The sequence below is a fragment of the Mesobacillus boroniphilus genome (assembly GCF_018424685.1).
GTDB lineage: Bacteria > Bacillota > Bacilli > Bacillales > Cytobacillaceae > Mesobacillus > Mesobacillus boroniphilus_A.
In genome coordinates, this window is sequence record NZ_QTKX01000001.1 from 1,919,622 (window position 1) to 1,941,343 (window position 21,722).

At 41.3% G+C, this 21,722-nt stretch carries 20 protein-coding genes and 1 riboswitch; of the genes, 2 read left to right on the plus strand and 18 right to left on the minus strand.

Going from position 1 to position 21,722, the window contains the following annotated elements:
* Positions 1–358 precede the first annotated feature (358 nt).
* The 4 genes from DYI25_RS09840 to DYI25_RS09855 are packed head-to-tail and all read right to left on the minus strand — an operon-like array spanning position 359 to position 4,227.
* The gene (locus DYI25_RS09840; RefSeq protein WP_213368317.1) at positions 359–1,081 is read right to left on the minus strand and encodes a LysM peptidoglycan-binding domain-containing protein; all 723 of its coding nucleotides are present in this window, start codon (positions 1,079–1,081) and stop codon (positions 359–361) included.
* Complete coding sequence (locus tag DYI25_RS09845) at positions 1,074–1,676, minus strand: CPBP family intramembrane glutamic endopeptidase (protein ID WP_213368319.1); 603 nt, start codon at positions 1,674–1,676, stop codon at positions 1,074–1,076. The genes DYI25_RS09840 and DYI25_RS09845 overlap by 8 nt, the downstream gene beginning before the upstream one ends.
* Complete coding sequence (locus DYI25_RS09850) at positions 1,676–3,175, minus strand: RecQ family ATP-dependent DNA helicase (RefSeq protein ID WP_213368321.1); 1,500 nt, start codon at positions 3,173–3,175, stop codon at positions 1,676–1,678. Before DYI25_RS09850 ends, DYI25_RS09845 begins: the two co-directional genes overlap by 1 nt.
* On the minus strand, positions 3,166–4,227 hold the full coding sequence (locus DYI25_RS09855; RefSeq protein ID WP_213368323.1) for a helix-turn-helix domain-containing protein: 1,062 nt from the start codon (positions 4,225–4,227) through the stop codon (positions 3,166–3,168). Before DYI25_RS09855 ends, DYI25_RS09850 begins: the two co-directional genes overlap by 10 nt.
* A gap of 277 nt (positions 4,228–4,504) precedes the next feature.
* Here DYI25_RS09855 and DYI25_RS09860 point away from each other — a divergent pair, with 277 nt between their 5' ends.
* Positions 4,505–4,753 carry a ferredoxin gene (locus DYI25_RS09860; RefSeq protein WP_213368325.1) on the plus strand — a complete coding sequence of 83 codons (249 nt, stop codon included), beginning with the start codon at positions 4,505–4,507 and terminating at the stop codon, positions 4,751–4,753.
* Between the two features lie 188 nt (positions 4,754–4,941).
* On the opposite strand, the gene DYI25_RS09865 is transcribed toward DYI25_RS09860, so the two are convergent.
* On the minus strand, positions 4,942–5,523 hold the full coding sequence (locus tag DYI25_RS09865) for an ECF transporter S component (RefSeq protein ID WP_249745300.1): 582 nt from the start codon (positions 5,521–5,523) through the stop codon (positions 4,942–4,944).
* Positions 5,524–5,686: 163 nt separating this feature from the next.
* Positions 5,687–5,820: riboswitch (FMN riboswitch) on the minus strand.
* Positions 5,821–6,110: 290 nt separating this feature from the next.
* Here DYI25_RS09865 and serA point away from each other — a divergent pair.
* Positions 6,111–7,685, plus strand: a complete 1,575-nt coding sequence (gene serA / locus DYI25_RS09870) for a phosphoglycerate dehydrogenase (RefSeq protein ID WP_213368328.1) — start codon at positions 6,111–6,113, stop codon at positions 7,683–7,685.
* A 44-nt stretch (positions 7,686–7,729) separates the two neighbouring features.
* Here serA and DYI25_RS09875 read toward each other — a convergent pair whose 3' ends face one another.
* The 13 genes from DYI25_RS09875 to DYI25_RS09935 all read right to left on the minus strand — a co-directional run bounded on the left by DYI25_RS09875 (position 7,730) and on the right by DYI25_RS09935 (position 21,569).
* The gene (locus tag DYI25_RS09875) at positions 7,730–8,542 is read right to left on the minus strand and encodes a histidinol-phosphatase (RefSeq protein WP_213368330.1); all 813 of its coding nucleotides are present in this window, start codon (positions 8,540–8,542) and stop codon (positions 7,730–7,732) included.
* A 69-nt stretch (positions 8,543–8,611) separates the two neighbouring features.
* Entirely contained in the window at positions 8,612–9,583 is a 972-nt protein-coding gene (locus DYI25_RS09880; RefSeq protein WP_213368331.1) for a M23 family metallopeptidase, read from the minus strand.
* Between the two features lie 215 nt (positions 9,584–9,798).
* A complete protein-coding gene (locus tag DYI25_RS09885; protein WP_213368332.1) occupies positions 9,799–11,034 on the minus strand; it encodes a hypothetical protein in 1,236 nt (411 codons plus the stop codon).
* Positions 11,009–11,560 (minus strand): RNA polymerase sigma factor SigX, encoded by a 552-nt coding sequence (sigX, locus tag DYI25_RS09890; RefSeq protein WP_213368333.1) that lies wholly within the window; start codon positions 11,558–11,560, stop codon positions 11,009–11,011. Before sigX ends, DYI25_RS09885 begins: the two co-directional genes overlap by 26 nt.
* Before the next feature lie 565 nt (positions 11,561–12,125).
* On the minus strand, positions 12,126–13,913 hold the full coding sequence (locus DYI25_RS09895; protein ID WP_213368334.1) for an ATP-binding protein: 1,788 nt from the start codon (positions 13,911–13,913) through the stop codon (positions 12,126–12,128).
* Positions 13,910–14,626, minus strand: a complete 717-nt coding sequence (locus DYI25_RS09900) for a response regulator transcription factor (RefSeq protein WP_041965633.1) — start codon at positions 14,624–14,626, stop codon at positions 13,910–13,912. Before DYI25_RS09900 ends, DYI25_RS09895 begins: the two co-directional genes overlap by 4 nt.
* A 112-nt stretch (positions 14,627–14,738) precedes the next feature.
* Positions 14,739–15,926: a c-type cytochrome biogenesis protein CcsB gene (ccsB, locus tag DYI25_RS09905; protein WP_213368335.1), complete on the minus strand. Its 1,188-nt coding sequence runs from the start codon at positions 15,924–15,926 to the stop codon at positions 14,739–14,741.
* A gap of 12 nt (positions 15,927–15,938) precedes the next feature.
* Positions 15,939–17,561: a cytochrome c biogenesis protein ResB gene (gene resB, locus DYI25_RS09910; RefSeq protein ID WP_213368336.1), complete on the minus strand. Its 1,623-nt coding sequence runs from the start codon at positions 17,559–17,561 to the stop codon at positions 15,939–15,941.
* A gap of 28 nt (positions 17,562–17,589) precedes the next feature.
* Positions 17,590–18,111 carry a thiol-disulfide oxidoreductase ResA gene (resA, locus tag DYI25_RS09915; protein ID WP_213368338.1) on the minus strand — a complete coding sequence of 174 codons (522 nt, stop codon included), beginning with the start codon at positions 18,109–18,111 and terminating at the stop codon, positions 17,590–17,592.
* A 65-nt stretch (positions 18,112–18,176) separates the two neighbouring features.
* Positions 18,177–18,902 carry a 23S rRNA pseudouridine(2605) synthase RluB gene (rluB, locus tag DYI25_RS09920; RefSeq protein ID WP_213368340.1) on the minus strand — a complete coding sequence of 242 codons (726 nt, stop codon included), beginning with the start codon at positions 18,900–18,902 and terminating at the stop codon, positions 18,177–18,179.
* A gap of 416 nt (positions 18,903–19,318) precedes the next feature.
* Positions 19,319–19,846: a spore maturation protein gene (locus DYI25_RS09925; protein WP_213368342.1), complete on the minus strand. Its 528-nt coding sequence runs from the start codon at positions 19,844–19,846 to the stop codon at positions 19,319–19,321.
* Between the two features lie 6 nt (positions 19,847–19,852).
* The gene (locus tag DYI25_RS09930) at positions 19,853–20,440 is read right to left on the minus strand and encodes a nucleoside recognition domain-containing protein (protein WP_213368344.1); all 588 of its coding nucleotides are present in this window, start codon (positions 20,438–20,440) and stop codon (positions 19,853–19,855) included.
* Positions 20,433–21,569, minus strand: coding sequence for a D-alanyl-D-alanine carboxypeptidase family protein (locus tag DYI25_RS09935; RefSeq protein WP_213368346.1), 1,137 nt, complete (start codon positions 21,567–21,569; stop codon positions 20,433–20,435). Before DYI25_RS09935 ends, DYI25_RS09930 begins: the two co-directional genes overlap by 8 nt.
* Positions 21,570–21,722 lie beyond the last annotated feature (153 nt).

Genomic DNA, 21,722 nt, shown 5'->3' on the forward strand with positions numbered 1-21,722 from the left:
CTCAAACTTTGTTGCTATTGACTACAAAATAGGAGTGAATGAACTATTTTTCTTCTCAAAGCAGCCCCTTTTTATGAGAAAAGAGCATGCAAACTTAATACCGAACTACAAAATAGCATTATATTGCGTTAAAATCGGCATTAGGATTTTAAATCTTTACGAAAACAGCCTTTTATAATTTTTATGAACTTGTCCATGGAGTTATGATATTCCCATCCAAAAAAGAATCAAGCCCAACTCCACACTATACTCTCTCCAGCAAAAACCGAAGCGCAAGCGCATCGTTTAGCTTTGACAAAGATGCACGTCCCTTTATAGATTCCAATCAATCAAAAAAAGCCTGGAGTTTTCACTCCGGCTAATTTTTGATAGGTATCTTCAATACTTGTCCTGCCTGGATCTCATTCCCCTGGATGTTGTTTGCTTTTTTGATGATTGGGATTCCTTCCTGGGATTTATAATAATTCATCGATACTCTGAACAATGTTTCATTCGGTTTCACTGTATGGTAAATGATCTTTTCACTGCTTCCGGGCACCTCTTCTCCTGTGGCTGTGGTGCCCTCTGTGGCTGATGGCTCATTTTCGGGCTCTGAGGAAGCTGGATCCGTTATTTTACTGCCTTCTTTATCTTCACCGACACCAGGAGTTTCGGTAGTGTTTTTGTCCCCGCTGCTTGATGGAGCAGGACCAGCTGCCACAACATCGATTTCATCCGGATCAGCAACTTCTTCATGAGATGGTGTCTCTTCTTCTTCCTGGTCTACAACTTTTCCATCTTCCTGACTTTCAACATTGATCAATTCCACTCCGGCACGTTCCAGCGACTTATTCAAAGGAGTATTTGCGCCATCAAGATAAGAGATGATGCTAAAAAAAGAAATTGGCAGCAAGATAAAAAACAGGGCCATCAGCCTGATGACCGGGTATTTTACTTTAACTTTCGTTTTTTTCTGTTTTTGCCTGTGCATCTCACTTCTCGGTGGAAGGGATTCCTTTTTTTCAACAGTATTCTCAGATTTGCGCTCCACTCTTTTTCTCAGCCGCTCCGCCTGGTCCCTGATAGGTTTTTCCTTATTCACTGTCTGTACCCCCAATTGTTGCTTGAGTCCTCAATTTAATGATCAAACCTAAGATAAAATCAATGAAAAAGTGCATCACAATTGTAACAACAAGATTATTTGTCACCATATAAATATAGCCAATTAAGAAACTCAATAAAATAATATTAGTAAACAAAAACCAATTGAACAGATATCGATAATGAACGACTGCGAAAATGATGCTCGATATGATTAATCCTGTGTTTGTCTGAATGACTCCCCTAAAAAGGATTTCCTCGCTGATTGCAACCATAGCCGCAATCAGCATGATTTGGATTACACTTCTATTTTTAAAGATCCTTTCATTCAATCCGCCATCGTCATAATAGGACTTCGGCAGATATTTCATAAGTATGAAGTCCAAAGCCACGACAGCTGCCCCAGCAAGGAGTCCTACCGACAAAATATTCCAATCGCCCCAAATAAATAATTCTTTGAATTCATTCAGGCTATCAAACAATATCATACCTAATATAGTCGAAATCGTTAATAGTAAAATTTGCGTAGCAACCAAGTGGAAAAGCAGTTCTTTTTCAGTAAGTCCTGCCACTGTTTCCTTATATCGATCTTTCATTATATCCGCTCTCTCATCAATAGAATTGAAGCCAATTCCTGCTTCCAGTCCATCGCTGCTTCCGATTGTTTACTGGATGGTTCGGCTTCTTTATAATGATCCACATCTATACCACAGTTGCTGCAGCAATTCCGGGGCCGTTCCTGCAATTCTTCTCCAAACAATTCCAAAATAACAGCCCTTTTGCATTCCTTTGTATGAACCCATTCAAGCATCTTCTTAATCTTCGCATTTTTTACCATCAAGCGGTTTTCAATCAATTGGATGAGTCTCTGTTTATCTTTTTTATAATCCAAAGTTTCAACATTAGACAGGTAATCTTCGACAATCCGCCATTGTATCTCGGTGAAGCCGCATATCATTGATAGCTCTTCGGCACGCTCGGCAAGGTTTTGATAATGAATATGGTTATCGTTTAAAAACGCAAAAAGCCTTTCAATCTGATATTGATCAGGTAGCTCACCTTCAGCAAGCTGGTACGCCAGCTGTTCGTCTCCCGGAGTATAGATCAGGATGGCAATCGAATCGCGGCCATCCCTTGCTGCCCTCCCTATTTCCTGAAGGTAGGATTCAATTTGCATCGGCATGTGGAAATGAATCACATATCGGACATTTTCTTTATTAATCCCCATTCCGAAGGCGCTGGTAGCACAGACGACGTCAAGCTGGCTATTGATGAATTGCTGCTGGATAAGGACCCGGCTTTCCGAATCCAATCCCCCATGATAAGCCATGGCATTCTTGATTCCTCTTTCTCTCATATGAGACGCAGTTTGCTCAGCGACTTTTTTGCTAGAAAAATAAATAATCCCGGGGCCTTTCAAATATTTCACCAGCTCGACTGTCCGGTCCAGCTTATCCTGAAAGGTAGATGCAAACTCTAAAGCAAGTGAAATAACCGGGCGGTCCACAGAATAGACAACCTCATTCCAATCTCCTAAATGGAGCTTTTCTGCGATATCCCTTCTGACCTCATGCGAAGCCGTGGCTGTTAGTGCGAGCGTCAAAGGTCGTCCAAGCTTCTCCCTGAATTCTCCTAGCTTGAGGTAGTCCGGCCTAAAATCATATCCCCATTGAGATATACAGTGGGCTTCATCCACAACGAACAGGGAAACAGACAATTTTCTAATCCGGTTCAATACAGACTCAATCCCCAGCATTTCTGGAGATATGAAGATAAACCGAAACCATTCGAGTTCTTCCAGGGCTTTTGCTTTTTGCTGTGGTGACAAAAAGGAATTCAAAGCAATCACTCTCTTTTCACCCATTGCCATCATTTGCTCAACCTGATCCTGCATTAATGACAACAGTGGTGAAACAATCAAGACTGGCCCGTCCAACAGATAGCCTGGAAGTTGGTAGCACAGGGACTTTCCCGTTCCAGTTGGCAGCATTGAGATCGTATGCTTTCTTCCTAAAACAGATTCGATCGTTTCTTGCTGCCCTGGACGGAAATCCTCGAATTTAAAATACTTTTTTAAATATCTTTTTAACTCCATTCCATATCACCATATTTAGCCAGAACAAGCCTGATTTCAAAATAGGAGGCATCAGTCACTTGTTCCTTGATTTGCTTTAACTTTTTTGCAGAATTTCGCTGTGCAGCCTGAAGGATTCTTTCCTTTTTGTTTTGAAGGATATAGCCGTCTATATTGAATTCCTTGATGGAAAGAGCAATTTCCACAACATGATCTTCAATAGTGCTTTGTTTTAGGTTACGGGCAGCGGAAATTTCTTCCAAGTTATAACCTTTCTGCATTAATTTATATGTCTTGTCCGTTGATATTGTCAACGGTACGTTTCGCTCTGCCTTTTTGATCAATCCATTCAGTAGTGGGTAGGCCTGCTCATTCTCCAGGACCCTGTCAAACATTGCATGCAAGCAATTTAAGAATTCGAAATGATAACGCGCCGGTTCCAGCCCGGTGAACTCAGCAGCCTGCATAGTCGTCAATCCAATTTTCTTAAAACCTGTCAACCTTAAAACAACCAATTCAGGTCTCGTTTTTTCATTATTAAGTGCAGATATAAGCTCACCATAAAGCCTTTCTGCCAGCTTATATCGATCTTCATTTTGTTGCTTGATGTATTGTTTAACCCAAATAAGGGTTTCTCGCTTATTCCTTACTGGTATAAAGGACCTTTCATGGTTGATTAAATTTGAACTCACCTGGATAAGCAGTGTCAACCTTTCCCAAAAGTAATCCGTTACCTGATGATATTTCCAGCCATTCAGATATTCAGGAAAACTATATTCAGATAACCCCAGGTTCAGGGTTTCTTCGCCCTTTTCCGTTAATATTACCTTTTTTTCTGCTATTTCCTCTACCAGCTCCCTGTGCTGGAGCCTGTTAATCATTTTTTCGAGTCCATCCCGGGTAACTGAGGGGTATGTATGAAAATATGGGGTGATTTTATATAAGTGCGCGTCCTGAATCGTCTGCGAAGAACGCTTGCCCTGAAAAAGATGAAATAACGAATAAATGGTTCTTTCGCCATTGATTCTCTTCAATATAGACAATACGACTGTCTCTAAATATTTTATCCCCATCAAATCACCCTTGAATGAAAAATTAAGCAAAGGGCACTATAATATTCGGCGCCCACTATAGCAGAAAAATAATACAACATTATTTTAACATGAAAATATCTAGTAAAATGTTTTATTTTCAACGAAAAAACCATTCAATGCCTTGTGTGATAAGCATTCTCAATACTTTTTTTATTGAAATGTTGACGATACAGTTTTACAATAGATATGAGGAATACGTTTTCACTATTTGGTGAAAACGCCATATTATTGTTAAACACTTGGGAGGAATTATATCATGGCTAAGTACACAATTGTTGACAAAGAAACTTGTATTGCATGCGGAGCTTGCGGTGCAGCAGCTCCAGATATCTACGATTACGACGATGAAGGCATCGCATTCGTAACACTTGATGAAAACGAAGGTATCGTTGAGATTCCTGATGTATTAATTGACGACATGATGGATGCATTCGAAGGTTGCCCAACTGACTCAATTAAAGTTGCAGATGAGCCATTTAACGGAGATGCAATGAAGTTCGAATAAAGATAGTACATAATTCCCGCTTGTAAGCGGGAATTTTTTTATGGTTTTTATAAATCTTGAATTTATAAAAACCATAAAACAGTATCCAGCTCCCTTTTTATCAGGAGCAGCCAGTCATTTAACCACCTATAAAATTCAAAAAAAGCAACGGTGCAGGCCGTTGCTTTTGTATACGATCTCATATTAGTTTATGCACTTTTGAATGTTTGCTGTCTTTCAATCCAAGTTTTCATCCTTGTGAAGATCAGCATGAATATAACAGACATCAATATGCCTTTTACAAAATTAAATGGTAAAATTCCGGCAACAATCATGGCTCGCGCATCCGCTCCAGACATTGCTGGCATGTTCAAGAACAATGTGTATGCAGGTAGGAATACGTAGTAGTTAAGGACACTCATCAGGATTGCCATACTAGCTGTCCCAGCCACTAAAGCAAATGTCATCCCCTTATTGGTTTTCATCCGCTGATAAATATAGTACGTTGGCAGTATGAATAAAACCCCTGCAGCAAAATTGGCAGCATGGCCTACTGGAACACCAGTATCACTGCCTGTCATGAAATAATCAAGTGTATTCTTCAAGAATTCTACTAAAATACCTGCTGCCGGACCAAAAATCAACGCAGCAATCAATGCAGGAATATCGCTGAAGTCGACCATTAAGAATTTTGGAAACGGTGGCAGCGGAAAATTCAGCAGCATCAATACATAAGAGATACTGCTCAGCATACCAATTGAAACCATTGCTTTTACACTAATTTTTTTCATTTTCCCTCTCTCCTTATAGAGATCCATCTCACATAAAGAAGAAAGATTCAGCATTCACATACCCGTAACAAATAAAACCCTCAAGTGCTAAGCTTGAGGGAGACTTGTGAAAGGCATGCTTAATAAACGTTCAAAACCTGCATTTTTTGAACGTCTGCAGAACCTCCATCTTCTCCCATCCAGACTATACTGTCGGCTTTGGAATCGCACCAAATCCTGCCCTTACAGGCTCGCGGGCTTAGAGAAAAAATTCTCATTACCGCCGATCGGGAATTTCACCCTGCCCCGAAGATAGACCATATTTAATTTAACAAGTTTATTATACTGAAAAAAAGATAATTTGTGAAGGTGTATGCTTGTGACGATTTTTTGACTACGATGAGAGTTTAATTCTATTTTATTCATAAAACCCTTATGATTGTAAAATAAATCTCTGCTAAATTCGGAATAACAGAATATATTTAGTATTAATCAATAGATTATGACAACGCTTACATTCTATTCGTGAACGATTTTGCAGTTTGACAAAAGAATATTCGTCTTGTAAAATAATCAGAAAATTGTTTCTTTTAAGGAGTGAAATCTGGATGTTTCAAGTTCTTGCCGCAGATTCGATAAAAGAAGAAGGTTTACAGCCATTATTAGAACAGCCTGATATTCAGTTACATATCGGGAGCATAGATTCTGAAAATATCGATATACAAAAGATAGATGCTCTTCTCGTCAGAAGTGCCACGAAAGTCACCTCTGAGCTTCTAGACAGAATGCCCTCCTTAAAAATCGTTGGTCGCGCAGGTGTTGGGGTGGATAATATCGATATAGCTGAAGCGACTAAAAGAGGAATCATCGTGGTAAATGCTCCAGATGGGAATACGATTTCCACTGCAGAACATACCTTTGCGATGATGGCGGCACTTATGAGGAACATTCCACAGGCACACTCCACTGTTAAAAAAGGGGAATGGAAAAGAAATCAGTTTATTGGAAATGAACTATACGGAAAAACATTAGGAATCATCGGGTTAGGGAGAATTGGTTCTGAGCTTGCAAAAAGGGCGAGGGCTTTCGGAATGTCTGTGAAGGTCTACGACCCATTCCTGACCAAGGAGCGCGCCGAGATTTTAGGCGTTCAATTATCCACTTTCGACGAGGTCCTTGCCGAAGCGGATATCATTACCGTCCATACTCCTCTAACAAAAGAAACAAAGGGACTGCTAAATGAAAGAACCTTGAGCCAAACGAAAAAAGGAGTTTATCTGCTGAACTGCGCAAGAGGCGGAATCATAGACGAAATGGCTCTAGCCCATTTTATTGAGAATGGACATGTCGCAGGTGCTGCATTGGACGTATTTGAAGTTGAACCCCCTGGCGACCACCCTTTATTGAAACTTGATTCAGTCATCGTTACCCCTCATCTAGGAGCTTCAACAAAAGAAGCGCAGTTGAATGTTGCTACCCAGGTCGCCCGTGAAATCCGGACTTTCTTTGATGATAAACCCGTAGCCAACTCGATTAATCTCCCAGCTATGTCTAAAGAAATCTATGAGAAAATCCAACCCTTTCACCAGCTGGCAAAAGAAATGGGCAAAATTGTTTCGGAATGCCACAACAAAGGGATCAGCGAGCTGACAGCCACCTATTCAGGCACTGCCGCTGAACTGGAGACCTCTTTTTTAACAAAAGCACTGCTTGCAGGCTTTTTCGAAAACCGTATTGATATAAAGGTTAACGAAGTGAACGCAATCCATATTGCAAAAGAACGAGGGATTATCGTCGGGGAAAAAGTGACAGGAAATTCGTATGGTTACGCAAACACCATTACCATAACAGCCCGTGGAGATGGAGACGTTTTTACAGCAAGAGGAACATTCATTGAACATTACGGACCAAGAATTGTTAATCTTGATGGATTCACTATCGATTTCCATCCTTCAGGAAACCTGCTATATATCCAGCACATGGACCGTCCCGGTGTAATCGGCCATGTAGGAAAAGTACTCGGCGACCATGGAGTAAATATTGCGACAATGCAGGTTGGCAGGAAAGAGGCTGGCGGCGAAGCCATAATGGTCCTCTCCTTTGACAAGCCACTTTCAGACGATATGATCGTGAAGCTTGAATCACTGCAGGACATTGTCGCAATCAACAGCATTGTCCTATAAGCTAAGCACACAGGCCCCGGTTATCGGAGGCCTGTATTTTTTTGTCAACCTAACGGGAACGCTCTTCGTTCTCCATTGGAAAACGTCATAATTTCCTCGTAGCCAACCTGTCTAGCAAGGTCAATAGCCTGATCAAAATCAGCACCGACATGCTCAGGTACATGGGCATCCGATGACAACACAATCGGTATTTTTTTATCAAAGCACATCTGCAATAGCCTTTTATCTGGATACAAAGTCTGGGTAGGCTTCCTTAAGCCTGCAGTGCTTATTTCCACACAGGTCTTGGATTGGGCCAGCGCCGATGTCGCCCGATCATACTGTTCCAATAGGAAACTTTCATCCTCAGGGACATATTTAAAAATTTTCACAAGATCAATATGACCGATTATATCAAACAGATTTGTTTGCGCCAGTGTTACAACCTGGTCAAAATAACTTTTATAAACTTCATAAACATCTCTTCTGTCCCATTCTTTGCGATACTCGGCAAGATCAATCCCAAAATCACCAATCCAATGGATCGATCCGATTACATAATCAAAGTCATAGCTTTTGATGAACTGTTCCATTTCCTTATGCTTGCCAGGAGTGTAGTCCATCTCGATTGACATTTTAACGTCAATTTCATTTCTCCATGCTTCCTCAAAAAGATTAACATAATCAGCCATATCATAATATCTGCGTTCATCTACCCAGCTGTTGCGCAAGATATCGGCAGTCTGATAGAAGTGATATGCATGCTCAGAAATCCCAAAATGCTGAATTCCCTTTTGATTGGCCGTATCAGTAAACTGCTTCAAATAATCCAGCGTCAATGTGCCTCTTTCCAGATGGTTGTGGTAATCCGTCAGCATAGTACCCGTCCCCTTTATGACCGTTTTACCTATTATACTTTCAGATAACAGCCGGGAACAAGGATTAGATTATCGGGTTATTAATATTTGCTGCGGTTGTATCGTGTCAGATGTCAAATTGTTCAAAGCTTTTAATTTTTCCACAGATGTGTTTGTCTTTCTTGCGATAGAAATGAGTGTATCCCCCGAAGCAACGACATAACTGTTTTCACCTGATTTCACGATTTTTAAAACATCCCCTGAAGAGATATGGTTGTCATTGATATTATTATCTTGCCTGATCACTTCTACAGAAGTGTTATATTGTCCGGCTATTGACCAAAGGGTCTCTCCTCTTTGGACAGTATGCCTTATCGTTTTTTCAACTAATGGAGGGACATTAGCCGCTGAATTTTGACCATCTATTTTTTCACTTTCAGCGTTTAAACTCTCACCTTGGTCATTAATGGCGATATCGTCTGTCAATCGAAGCTTGGCGATTGTTTCCATCGTCACTTCATTACCTTTTTTCGCCATAGCCAAAATAGGCTGTCCTACAGCAGCTTCTCCCAATGCCAAAACTGGATCTATGGCATTTTCCTTTTCATATGTCCATTTTTCTATATGGATTTCAAAATGGAGATGTACTCCAGAAGAATCCCCCGTGTTTCCCATCAGGCCGATAATATCACCTTGCTTAACGACCTGTCCTTCTTTAACATTCCTTTTATTCAAATGGGCGTATACAGTTTCCAGATTGTTATCATGCTTAACGAACACAACGTGTCCGTATGAGCCCGAATAATAGGATTTTGTTACTACCCCTTTATCAACACTATGTATAGGTGTTTTGAATTCACCAGCAATGTCAATGCCTTTATGATGGCCATGACGCGTTCCATATAAATCCGTAATGATTCCCTCAGCTGGCCAAACCCAATCTGAAGTCAATTCTGTTATATCGAGCATTTCTGCCTGAGAGTGCTTTCCGCCAAGAAATAGCAAGCTGATACAGAGTGCCATTAACCCGGCAATGAGTAAACGCTTTATATAATCCTGCATTTTCTTCCTCCTTAACTTTTTGCTCCCTTTTCATCCCTATGACAGCCTGTACAAAAATAGAACTGTATGGTGGAAAAAGAAGCAGCTAAAAAAGCACATTCGTTATAATTGGTGGGAATCTGCTTTTTTATGCAAAAGAAGGAAAATTTGTTTATGGTATGGGGTTTACAGACCACCTTTCTAAACAAAAAAAAAGACCTGGTGGCCTTTTTTTTTTAATCAATATTTTTCTTATTTGGAGCGATTGGGAGCGGGAGGACTTCGTTCAAATTGAAAGGTCCCAGCTGTTCGATGTTCGCATTTTCTATTTTTACGCCTTTGTAATTGAACTCTTTTGCTGTCAGTAAGATCGCTTCCAGATGAGGCAGGAAACTATCATCAAGTGCTACTTCTCCTAGAGAAATCGATAATACACTATTCTCTTTTTCTGTATAATCTAATTTTATATTCCCAGGAATTGATGCAGTAAGATTTTGTTCATCTATGTCACTCAGCATCTGCTCAAAAGCAAATTCAATGGTTTCGAACTTTTCTTTTGTTGGCACAAGATACGGTAGTTCGATCCCATCTGCTAACAAGAATAAATAAGCCCGTCTGGCGGATTGTTCTGCACTGATTGGCATTTCATCCATCGTTCCATAACCTTCCAGGAGTATTCCCTTATTTCCTTCAGTGAAAAGAAGTAGTTTCTCAAATCCCTTTCCAGAAAAGTTCTGGGTCATTGCTTCTTTAAAATTAGTGCTTGCCGAGCTTCCGTACTTGAAATTATGATTTTCCTTTACATCCATACTCAATGTTTTGTTCTCTCCATCTGAACTCCATTTCGCATCCAGTGGATAATAATCGCTTAAACCCCATTCTTCTTCCTTAAGTTTTGACATTGTCTCTGCATAGCTGTCAATCCAGGCTTTTGCATTTTTCTTGGGTGTTGTTACGGTAACTGGAACCACAGTCATAGCCTGCTTGTCAGGAATTGCGTAGGTGAGAACTTCAGAAGTCTCGGTGTCTACCTCTTCTGAATACAAAGAAATTAGGCCGTCATAAGGATTTGCTTTATCCATCGCAGCGAATTCTTTGTTCTTTTCTACTACCTTACTATCTGCTGACTCCATCATGAAAGTACTCTCCTTCTGGCTCGCACTTTCATTTGCCGTATCATCGCTGGTTGCTGTATTCATTTCCATGGATGATTTTTCTCCAACAGCACTGCTGTCCATGCTTTTATCTTCAGAATAGTTGTTTCCCATCAATCCTGGTGAAAGAATAAAGGCAAGGAAGAGTACTGCCGCGAGAGCTGCACCCGGAATGACCCATGTTGGCATTTTCTTTCTCTTTTCAACACGATGGGCGATATTCTGATAAATGTCACGAGAGTCGCGATGATCTTTTATCTTTGGCATCTGGCCGAGGATTTCTTCTAGCTGCTTATCGCTTAGCTGTGACTTTTTCACTAGTCATCCCTTCCTTTTCAATTATTTCTTCCATAAGCTTTTTCAGTGTCTTTAACGCACGGTGCTGTGTCGTCTTTACCTTACTTTCCGTCCACGATAAAGCTTCTGCTGTTTCACTTATTGTTAACTCATGTATATAGCGCATGATGATGACCATTCGCTGGTCAACCGTGCATTGGTCGAGGCACTTGTACATCATTTGTATTTCTTCACTTTGAAGTGCCATTTCCTCCGGCAGGGGCTGGTCGTCCCTTACCTGGCGTACAGACATATCAAAGGATTCAAGCAATCGCTGCTTCCAGCCCTTCTGTTTGCGGAAGTGATCAATCGCGACATTCTTTGCAATTGAAAACAGCCAGGTCTTTTCACTGCTCTTGCCCTCAAACCGCTCGTAAGCCTTCAAAACGCGGATGTAAACTTCCTGTACAAGATCTTCAGCCAGCTCCCTGCTCTTTACCATATAAAATAAAAATTGAAAAACGTCATGATGATATTTTTGATACAATTCATCAAAAACGGAGTTCATAGGTCTATTCGCCTCCGTATTCATAAGATTAGTCGTAAAAAATTAATAAAAGTTTCATATTAACTATATTATTTTTAGAATGGAAATGGAAGGAATTTTCGAGGACAAAATATTCGCTCAAGCTCCAGGCGTAAAAAGAGGGGGATGGATTAATGACGGACACTTTCCCCCTGGTTCTCATGATTTCTGTCCGTCATGACCATGATGACGGACACTTTTCCTCTGGTTTTCATTATTTCTGTCCGTTATGACCATGATGACGGACACTTTCCCCCTGGTTCTCATGATTCCTGTCCGTCATGACCATGATGACGGACACTTTTCCTCTGGTTTTCATGATTTCTGTCCATCAGACCATGATGACGGACACTTTCCCTCTGGTTCTCATGATTTCTGTCCGTCATGACTATGATGACGGACACTTTTCCTCTGGTTTTCATGATTTCTGTCCGTTATAACTTTAATAGGCAAATAGAAAAGAGGCTGTCCAAAAATGATAGCATTTTGGCACAGCCTCTCTCTGGAAACATTCAATGTTCCTTGTGAATCAAGAATAGTCGGCAAGTTATTCAATATTTCGAGGGATGAAAAAGGAAAATGTCGTACCTTGTCCGAGTTTGCTTTTTACCGAAATATTCCCTCGATGTGCGTCGATAATATTCTTGGCAATAGCTAATCCAAGGCCAGTGCCAGACACTCCGCGAGTCCTGGATTTATCGCCCTTATAGAACCTCTCGAACAAGAATGGCAAGTCTTCCTCGGGAATACCAGGGCCCTGGTCACTTACCTCGAAATATAAGCCTTTTTCATTGGTCCTTCCGCTAATAACGACGGATGCCGAATCGGGAACATGCCTGATTGCATTATCGATTAGGTTGGTAAGCACCTGTTCGATGCGGTCTGGATCAAAACGAAAATCCCGTTCCTCTGAATCAAACTGGACAGATAACTCAATGCCCTTTTCCTTCGCCAAACCATGGAATTTACGGATAATCCGATTTACATATGGATTAATCTCAACGGATTCAACGTTTAGAAGAATATGACCAGCTTCCATACGGGCTAAGTCAAGAAGTTCATTAACAAGGCGGCCCATTCGGAGTGATTCATCGTAAATGACTTTGGCCATTTCTTTTTTCTCTTCATCCGTTTGAGCGATGTCATCGACGATTGCTTCACTATACCCTTGCATCATTGAAATCGGCGTCCTTAATTCGTGTGAAACATTGGCGATGAAATCTTCCCTCATTTTGTCGAGCTTTCGTTCCTCGGTCATATCCCGGACTACGGCAACAGCTCCGCGGATGAATCTTTTATTATAAAGCGGGCTGACGATGATTACCCAGGTCCTTCCCTGGGCAGTAATCTCCCCAACCTGCTCTTTCTCCGTATTGACTGCCAGCTGGAACAACTCCATGACTTCAGACGGGACGGCATCTGTATTCTCTGAAGCCAGACCCTGTTCATAGTACCAATATCTCAGGAATACTTCCGCAGGTGGATTAGTAATCAGGATTGTGCCATCACGGTTGAATGTGATAACGCCATCTGCCATACTGCTCAGAATGCTTGTCAGCTGTTCTTTTTCCTGACTTAGAGCATTCATATTGAATTTCAATTGCCTGCCCATCTGATTGAAGGCGGTTGCTAATTCCCCTATTTCATCATGAGTAAGGATTGGTACCTTTGTATCAAACTTTCCTCTGGCGACTTCAAAGGCGGCCTCCCTCATTTTTCGCAAAGGAGAAGTAATCCTGGTAGACAGGAAGAAAGCAAAGATTGTCGTAAGTACTATTGCAACGCCTGCTGCGAGCAAAATGAACTTGGTCGTCAGCCTGATTGTCTCTTCCATTACTTCAAGCGACTGATAAATAAAGACGGCCCCGTTCCCTTGCTCAAACTGTTGAAGTGGAACACCGATCATTAAATATTGAGTATCATCAACCTCGTTTGAAATGCCTGGCAGGGGAGTGATGATATCTACAGTTTTGTCCTTCTTAAAAACCGCAGAAAGATCCCGATTGTTCATGAAAAATGAAATCGGTACATGCGTCGTGTCTTCTCCACCAGGTGAATAAAAATAAGTATTTTCATCTTTAATGACTGTTACTCTGGAGTCATCATCAACCATTTCCCATGCAATCTCAAGACCTAATTGTTCCTCCTGGCCAGGATGGTCTTCCAGAACCCTGGCTATTTTCTCTGCAGTATTGGTCATTCCTTTCCTGGTTTCATTAATGTGATAGTTTTCAAAAAACTCCATCAACATGACTGTCAGTATAAACAACACAAATGAAACCAGCAAAAGGATGGTAATCCAAAGCTTACCTACTACACTGCGCCAAAACATCATTCATTGACTACCTCAAACTTGTAGCCAACCCCCCAGACTGTAACAATCATCTTCGCAGCCTGTTCAGACACTTTATTCAGCTTCTCTCGCAATCTTTTAACATGTGTATCAACGGTTCGCAAATCGCCGAAAAATTCATAATGCCAAACTTCTTTCAATAATTGCTCACGGTCAAAAACTTTATCAGGTGCTTTCGCAAGGAAGTAAAGCAGCTCATATTCCTTAGGCGTCAGGCTGACTTCTTTTCCATCTGCCAAAACCCTATGGGCATCATTATCAATGGTTAAATGAGGGAAAACAATCACATCTTTAGCAGTCGTCTCTGTCTGCAGATAACTTGTGCTCGAAGAACGGCGCAGCATCGCTTTGACTCTCAGGACAACTTCACGAGGGCTGAACGGTTTGACGATATAATCATCAGTACCTACCTCAAACCCTTGTACCCTGTTCACTTCCTCACCTTTCGCGGTAAGCATGATAACAGGTGTTGACTTCTTTTCACGAAGGTCACGGCAAACCTCGATCCCGTCTTTCCCAGGCATCATCAAATCAAGAAGGATGACGTCGTAATCGTTTGCAAGCGACTTCGCCAGCGCTTCATTTCCGTCTTCCGCTTCATCAATTATATAGTTCTCTCTCTCAAGATACATCTTCAATAATCGTCTGATTCTTTCTTCATCATCCACTACTAAAATCTTCACGTCTTTTTCCATAAGGTATATCCCTCCCTGCGATTATTTTACATAAAGCCGAGTCTTCTTTCCACGATTTTTTAAAAAAGGCCTTCACTTGAGGCAGTGAAGGCAGTCATAAATTTGACACATTTTAAGAACCTGCATAAGAATGCAAGCCAGCAATAACAAGGTTAACTGCTACAAGGTTAAACATGATAATGATAAAACCAATTACCGCAAGCCATGCGGATCTTTCGCCATGCCATCCTTTTGAAAGGCGCAAATGCAGGAAAGCAGCATAGAAAAGCCAGGTAATTAGTGCCCATACTTCCTTCGGATCCCATCCCCAGAAGCGGGTCCAGGCAATCTGGGCCCAAATCATTGCAAAAATCAGCCCGCCAAGCGTAAATACCGGGAAGCCGATTAATACGGAACGATAGCCGATCTCGTCAACTAAATCCATATTGATATTTTTTGTCCATGGCTGCAATGCAGCGGCTACACGCTTTCGCAGGATAACTCTTAATAACACATATAATACTATACCCGCCGCGAGCGACCAAATAACAGTATTCAATTTCTTGGCACTGATGATGGCAGGGGTCTCGAACAATGGTTCAAACCGTTCTTTGTCAGTCAACTCATACTGATGAGGACCTACTATCGCAGGAATTGTATACTCCTCCGTCGCAGGCTGCCCATCTTTATTGATATAGTTGAAGTTTGCTGTATAATCTGTTGCCGCGAAGAAACTCGAGACAAACACGAAGCCCAGCGTACTGATCAAACCAAACAAAACAACCTCAAGCCATAATGTACTTTTGCTTTTCTTCGTCTGGTCAACACTTCTTACAAGATAAATCAGACCTGCAGCAAAACTGATTGCCAGGATTGCTTGTCCGATTGCTGTAGTCGTAACGTGAATATGGAGCCAGTAACTTTGAAGTGCCGGAATCAATGGTGTAACTTCCCTTGGGAACATGCTTCCATAGGCAATGATCAAAGCAGCTACCGGTAAAGTGAACAATCCCAGCAACGGAGTTTTATACATAAAATAACTGATGATAAATGCTCCTACCAATGACATGCCGAAGAATGTCGTGAATTCGAACAGGTTGCTGACCGGCGCGTGTCCGGAAGCAATCCATCTTAAAATAAAAAATGTTAACTGGGAAAGGAAACCCGCAATCGTTACAACAATTCCAATTTTTGCCCATTTGTTTGGGGCATTTTTTTTGTCAGCATGCCTTTTATCCTTAATAGCTCCCCCGAAAAACAAAATACCGACTAGATAGAGGATAAATGCTGCAAACAGAAAGTTAGAACTCAACTCAACCATTATTTTCCCTCCTTACTCCTTCTTTTCTTCTGCCGCCTGGTCTTCCGGAGCTACTCCAGAATCGGAAAAGACTTCTTCAAGCTCTCTTTTTAAACCATGCCAGTTTTTATTTGTATGAGCGGCAGTCCATACCTGGTTATTTACTCTTCTTATCCATACACGTCGATGATTCCAATATGCCCCCTGAATTACACCAATCATGAATATTAATCCGCCAAGCCCAATGATCCAAAGAGTGTGATCTTTTCTGACAGTCAGAGCAGTAACATTCTTCGTTTCTATCCCTGCGAATGTCATCTTGTAATCATTTTCACCCAATGGCTCGAGATTTTGCCTGATGGCTACGAAACTGACTTCACCTTCTGTATTCTCTGGAGAGTACATTTTGAAAATAAAAGCAGGGTTATTGGGAATCCGTGATTTTGTTGCTGGTTCACCATCATCATTGAACTCAAAATCAGGGAAATAGCTCATCACTTCGACTTTGTACCCATTGCCTAAATCGTACTTCATTTCTGGGTCATATAAGTCTACAGTCACATCGCCAAACTGATCCCCTGTTTCTTTATTTTCTAGTTTAAAAGCCATTTTGCTCATTTCATCAAGCTTGTAATCGACCTGGTACAAGGCAAAGCCATCAATTTTAAGAGGCTTGTTTACCTGGATAGCCTGGTCACGAATCTTTTCTAGTTCAGGTTTTTCACCCGGGATAATTTCTCCCTGTCTCTGGTATAAAGTAGCGTCAGTTTGATAGTTTTTAACGACCGTGCCAGCTTTGTTTATTGCATCCTGGAAGACTTCCTCATCTTTATCTTTATCATAAACCTCAAAGATAAATTGATTGTTTTCAAGGTAATAGCGGCCTTCTGTACCAGGGATTGCTTTTGTTTCACCTTCCCTAAGCCACAGGATTTCGTCCACATACATACCAGGTACGAACCTAAGCATGCCTCCAATCAAAAAAATGATCAGGCCAAGATGGTTCACATATGGGCCCCATCTTGAAAAACGATTTTTTTCCGCAAGGATATCACCATTTTCCTCACGTAGCTTATACCGTTTTTTCGTTAAATTTTCTTTGATTTTCCCTGCTGCTTCATCTGTTAATACAGCATCTGACATACCGAACATTCTCTGGCGCTTCAAAAAGCTTTCATGTCTTGATACTCTCTGGTTTTTCAAAGATCTGTATAACGGAACCACCCTGTCAAGGCTCGCGATAACGAGTGATATACCAAGGGCAGCAATTAAAAGCAAGTACCACCAGGAACTGTAAAGGTTGTGGAAACCAAGGTCATAATAAAGCTTCCCTGGCCATCCGTATTTCTCTTCATAATATTCCCATGCAGGCATTACTGGCGGGATATACATTTCCTGTGGGAAAATCGTACCTAAAGAGGATGCGATCAAGAGGATGACAATCAGCCATACCCCAACTTTTACCGATGAAAAGAAATTCCAGATTTTATCGATGATCGTCTTGTTATAAGTTTGTGAACGGCGCGCACTTCCTTCATAGCGCATATCAACTAGCTGCTTCTCATTCTCTTTTTCTTCGAGCATTCTTCCGCAAGATTCACATAGGATCGTTCCCTGCGGATTTATATGGCCGCACTCACATTTTACTTCGTTCATAGTAAAAACTCCCTGTTCCCCTTACTTTTTAAGGTTTTATCTGTTCCATGAAATCACGGACTGTTTCTTCATTTAATTCCCCGGTATGGCTCTTAACCACATTCCCTTCTTTATCTATCAAAAAAGTGATTGGCAGCGGGTTAATACCATATGCTGCCTGGACTTGTCCATCATCAATCATAACAGGGAAATTCAACCCCTTGCGTTCGACAAACTTATTTATAACAAGTTTTGATTCACTTGAGTTAACTGCAAGAACCTGTACACCTTTATCCTTGAACTGCTGGTACTGATTTTCAATATAAGGCATTTCTCTCTCGCATGGCTTGCACCATGTCGCCCAAAAGTTCAGGAAAACACCTTGCCCTTTGTATTCAGAAAGCCGGTGCTTGTTGCCCTCCATATCGACAAGGACAAAATCAGGGGCCGGTTTTCCAATTTCTATCTTCTGGTTTTTATCCTTATTCATGTTGGCATACAGCGTATATCCAACTGCCAAAGCCATTATGGCAAGAATAATAGTCCGGGTTACCAGACGTTTCTTTTTCATCCCCTAAACCTCCTACCGTATTTCTCTCTCATTATATCATTTCAAATATAACTATTTTGTAAAGTCTACGATTTTTTCATTGCAAGTACACGGAGCTGTTTAACCTCGTGATGTGTAAGCTCCCTGATTTCCCCAGTCCTTAATCCATTCAGCGTCAGAAATCCGTACTTTTCCCTTTTCAGTTTCAATACAGGGTGCCCAATTGCGTCGAACATTCTTCTGACCTGTCTATTCCGTCCCTCATGGATCGTGATTTCGACAATTGCCGTGTCCTTCTTTTTATCGACACTCAGCAATTTGGTTCTAGCAGGTGCAGTTTTTCCATCTTCGAGCATGACGCCTCGAGCCAGGCTAGTCAGCTTTTCCTTTGAAGGGATTCCTTTTACCTTTGCCACATACACCTTATCAATTTCATTGCTTGGATGCATGAGCAAGTTTGCGAATTCTCCATCGTTCGTCAGCAAAAGCAGACCAGATGTATCATAATCAAGCCGCCCTACAGGATAGATGCGCTGTTGAATTGTCTGGAAAAAGTCCGTAACCACTTTGCGCCCCTTATCATCCTGTACACTTGAAATAACACCTCGGGGTTTATAGAACAAGAAATATACCGGTTCTTCCCCTTCAATCTGAACTCCATCCACTTCGACTCTGTCGGATGAGGTCACCTTGCGGCCAAGTTCTTTGACAACACTTCCATTTACCTTGACTCTTCCTTCGAGGATCATTTCCTCGGCTTTTCTTCTCGATGCTATTCCTGCATGAGCTATAACTTTTTGCAGTCTTTCCATGAAGGTCACTCCTATTTAATATCAATTAACTATGGTTAATATCAATATCTAATCCATCCTTATGAATTATGACATAACTCTCGCTGTTTTCAAAGTAAGCAATGGTGTAAAAAGTGAAAAATAAATAAGGAGAGTTAATTGTTTTTTAACAAAGGGTGGTTCTGTAATCCTGTTACATTATTATTTTATACTAATAATTGATTAGTTTACGAATACTGAACTGATAGGTTTTTAATATATATTATTAAAAATTAGACTATGTTAAATTAGGCTGTTGATTTTCGGTTTTAATAAAAAACAAAGAAGATACCCACAGAAGGTATCTTCTTTTTATGATAGGAAGTATGAAAATTCACTTTGAGTTCTTGCAAACATCTTTGCTAGCCTATGCTGACCATGTTCCTGTGCTTTTCTTGTCAGAACATGAATGTAACGACGATTATTGCCGTAATGATGGCTACTGCATCGGCAAGAAGTCCGACTTTGAGTGCGTCTCCCATTTTTTTAATCCCGACAGCGCCGAAATATACGGTAAGCACATAAAACGTTGTGTCGGTGCTTCCTTGAAGTGTGGCAGCGAGTGTACCAATAAAAGAGTCAGGCCCGTGTACCCCAATTAGGTCACTCGTAATTCCGAGCGCGGCTGTCCCTGAGATTGGCCTGATCAGCGCTAGAGGGACAATTTCAGCAGGGATCCCTACCATCTCCAAACCGGGACGGAGCCAGTCCACCATGACGTCAAGTGCACCCGATGCCCGAAAAACCGCAATGGCTACCATCATCCCTACCAGAAATGGCATGATCGAAACGGCCATTTTGATTCCTTCCTTACCGCCTTCTACAAAACTTTCATATGTGGGGACTTTTTTATAGGTACCATAAATCAGGATAAAGGCAATCATGACAGGAATGAACCATAGTGATATGGCAGATACAATTTCCATTTGGATTTACCCCTTTTTGCTTCTTCTATAATAAAAGAAACGGTCAATTAATATCGCTGCAACAGCAGAGACAGCCGTTGCCACAAGAGTCGGCCCCACTATATCTGTTGGATTGGCTGAGTTATAATTCATCCTTATCGCGATAACAGTGGTTGGAATGAGTGTGATGCTCGCTGTATTGATCGCAAGGAAAGTGATCATCGAGCGACTCGCTTCGTTTTTCCCATCGTTCAGCTCTTTCAATTCTTCCATTGCTTTGATTCCAAGTGGAGTAGCTGCATTCCCAAGCCCGAACATGTTCGCAATCATGTTTGACAGTATGTACCCCATCGCTGGATGATTGGAAGGAACTTCAGGGAACAACTTTGAAATCAATGGCTTAAATAAAGTGGAAAGCTTCGATAACAGACCAGAATCCTCCGCGATCCTCATCATGCCAAGCCAGAAAACCAGGATGCTGATCAAGCCAATACTAAGTGTGATCGCTTCCTTCGCACCGTTAAAAACAGCTTCGTTCACCTCAGCCATTGTGCCATTCACCATTGCAAAGCCAAGTCCAATTAAAATCATGACCACCCAGATATAGTTAACCATGATCCTTGACTCCTGCTATTGAGGTAAAGATATTCTTAAAAAAATCGAAGAATGAGTTTTTCTCTTTTTCCTCAATTTTGTAATAGACAGGCAAACTCGCGATCTGCATATCATCTAAATAGACATTTACCTTGCCAGCGATAGAATTTCGAATATCCTCATCGTTGGGTGCCGCCTTTTTCAATCTATATTCAACTTTGACCATGTCTTCTTCTTCTGAAGTTAGCGGGTACACAAAGGAATGGTCTAAATAAACTTTATCTTTATAATGCGAATCCTTTATTCCTTTCACTTTTCCTTTGGAAAGAATCTCGGTAATATCATAATTTGAGAATGCCGTTTCAAACATCTGGATATGGTCATTCCAATCGTCAGGCGCATTAAGTGTGACTGCGATTAAGTCAAAATCATCCTTTTTTGCTGTTGAGACTAAAGTTCTCTTCGCCCGTTTTGTATAACCGGTCTTTCCACCGGTGCTATACTTATACTTCTCTGTCAGGAGCCTGTTTTTATTTTTCCATACCCTGTCCCATGATTCTGTCGGATTAGGGGCCCTGTGAATCTTTGTTCCTGAAATCTTTTTATAAGTCTCATTTCCCATTGCATAGCGTGTCAGAAGAGCCATGTCATAAGCAGTGGAAACATGGTCTTCATGGTCATCCAACCCGTGTGGATTGGCAAAATGAGTATTTTCCATGCCGATTTGCTGCGCTTTTTCGTTCATCAAGTAAGCGAATCCTTCCAGACTGCCACCAACATGTTCCGCAATCGCGACAGCAGCATCATTACCCGACCTAAGCATCAAACCATACACCAGATCCTCAAGCCTGATCTTTTCTCCTGGCTTCAAGTATATTGAAGATCCTTCAGCACGGACAGCCTTCTTGCTCACTTTCACGGCTTCATCCAATTTGCCAGATTCTATCGCAAGGATGGCCGTCATAATCTTAGTAATACTGGCAATCCTGCTTACTCTGTGCGCATCTTTTTCAAATAACACCCTGCCAGATTCCTGTTCTATCAAAATAGCGCTTCGGGCACTTACTGAAACAGAAGCCTGCGCTGTTTGAGGAATGCTGTATATCAACAGAGTGGCAATTAACAATAATTTCATCCAAATCCTTTTCATTGACAGACCCTCGTCTCCTTTGGCAGTTTGTACAAGTTTATGCGGGACAAGGCGTGTTATGACACAAAAAGGAGAAGAAGAGCAGGGGTGCACTGGATATACTTGCCCTAATCTGGGGCCTCCAACTGGAAGAATAGTACATAAAAAAGGAAC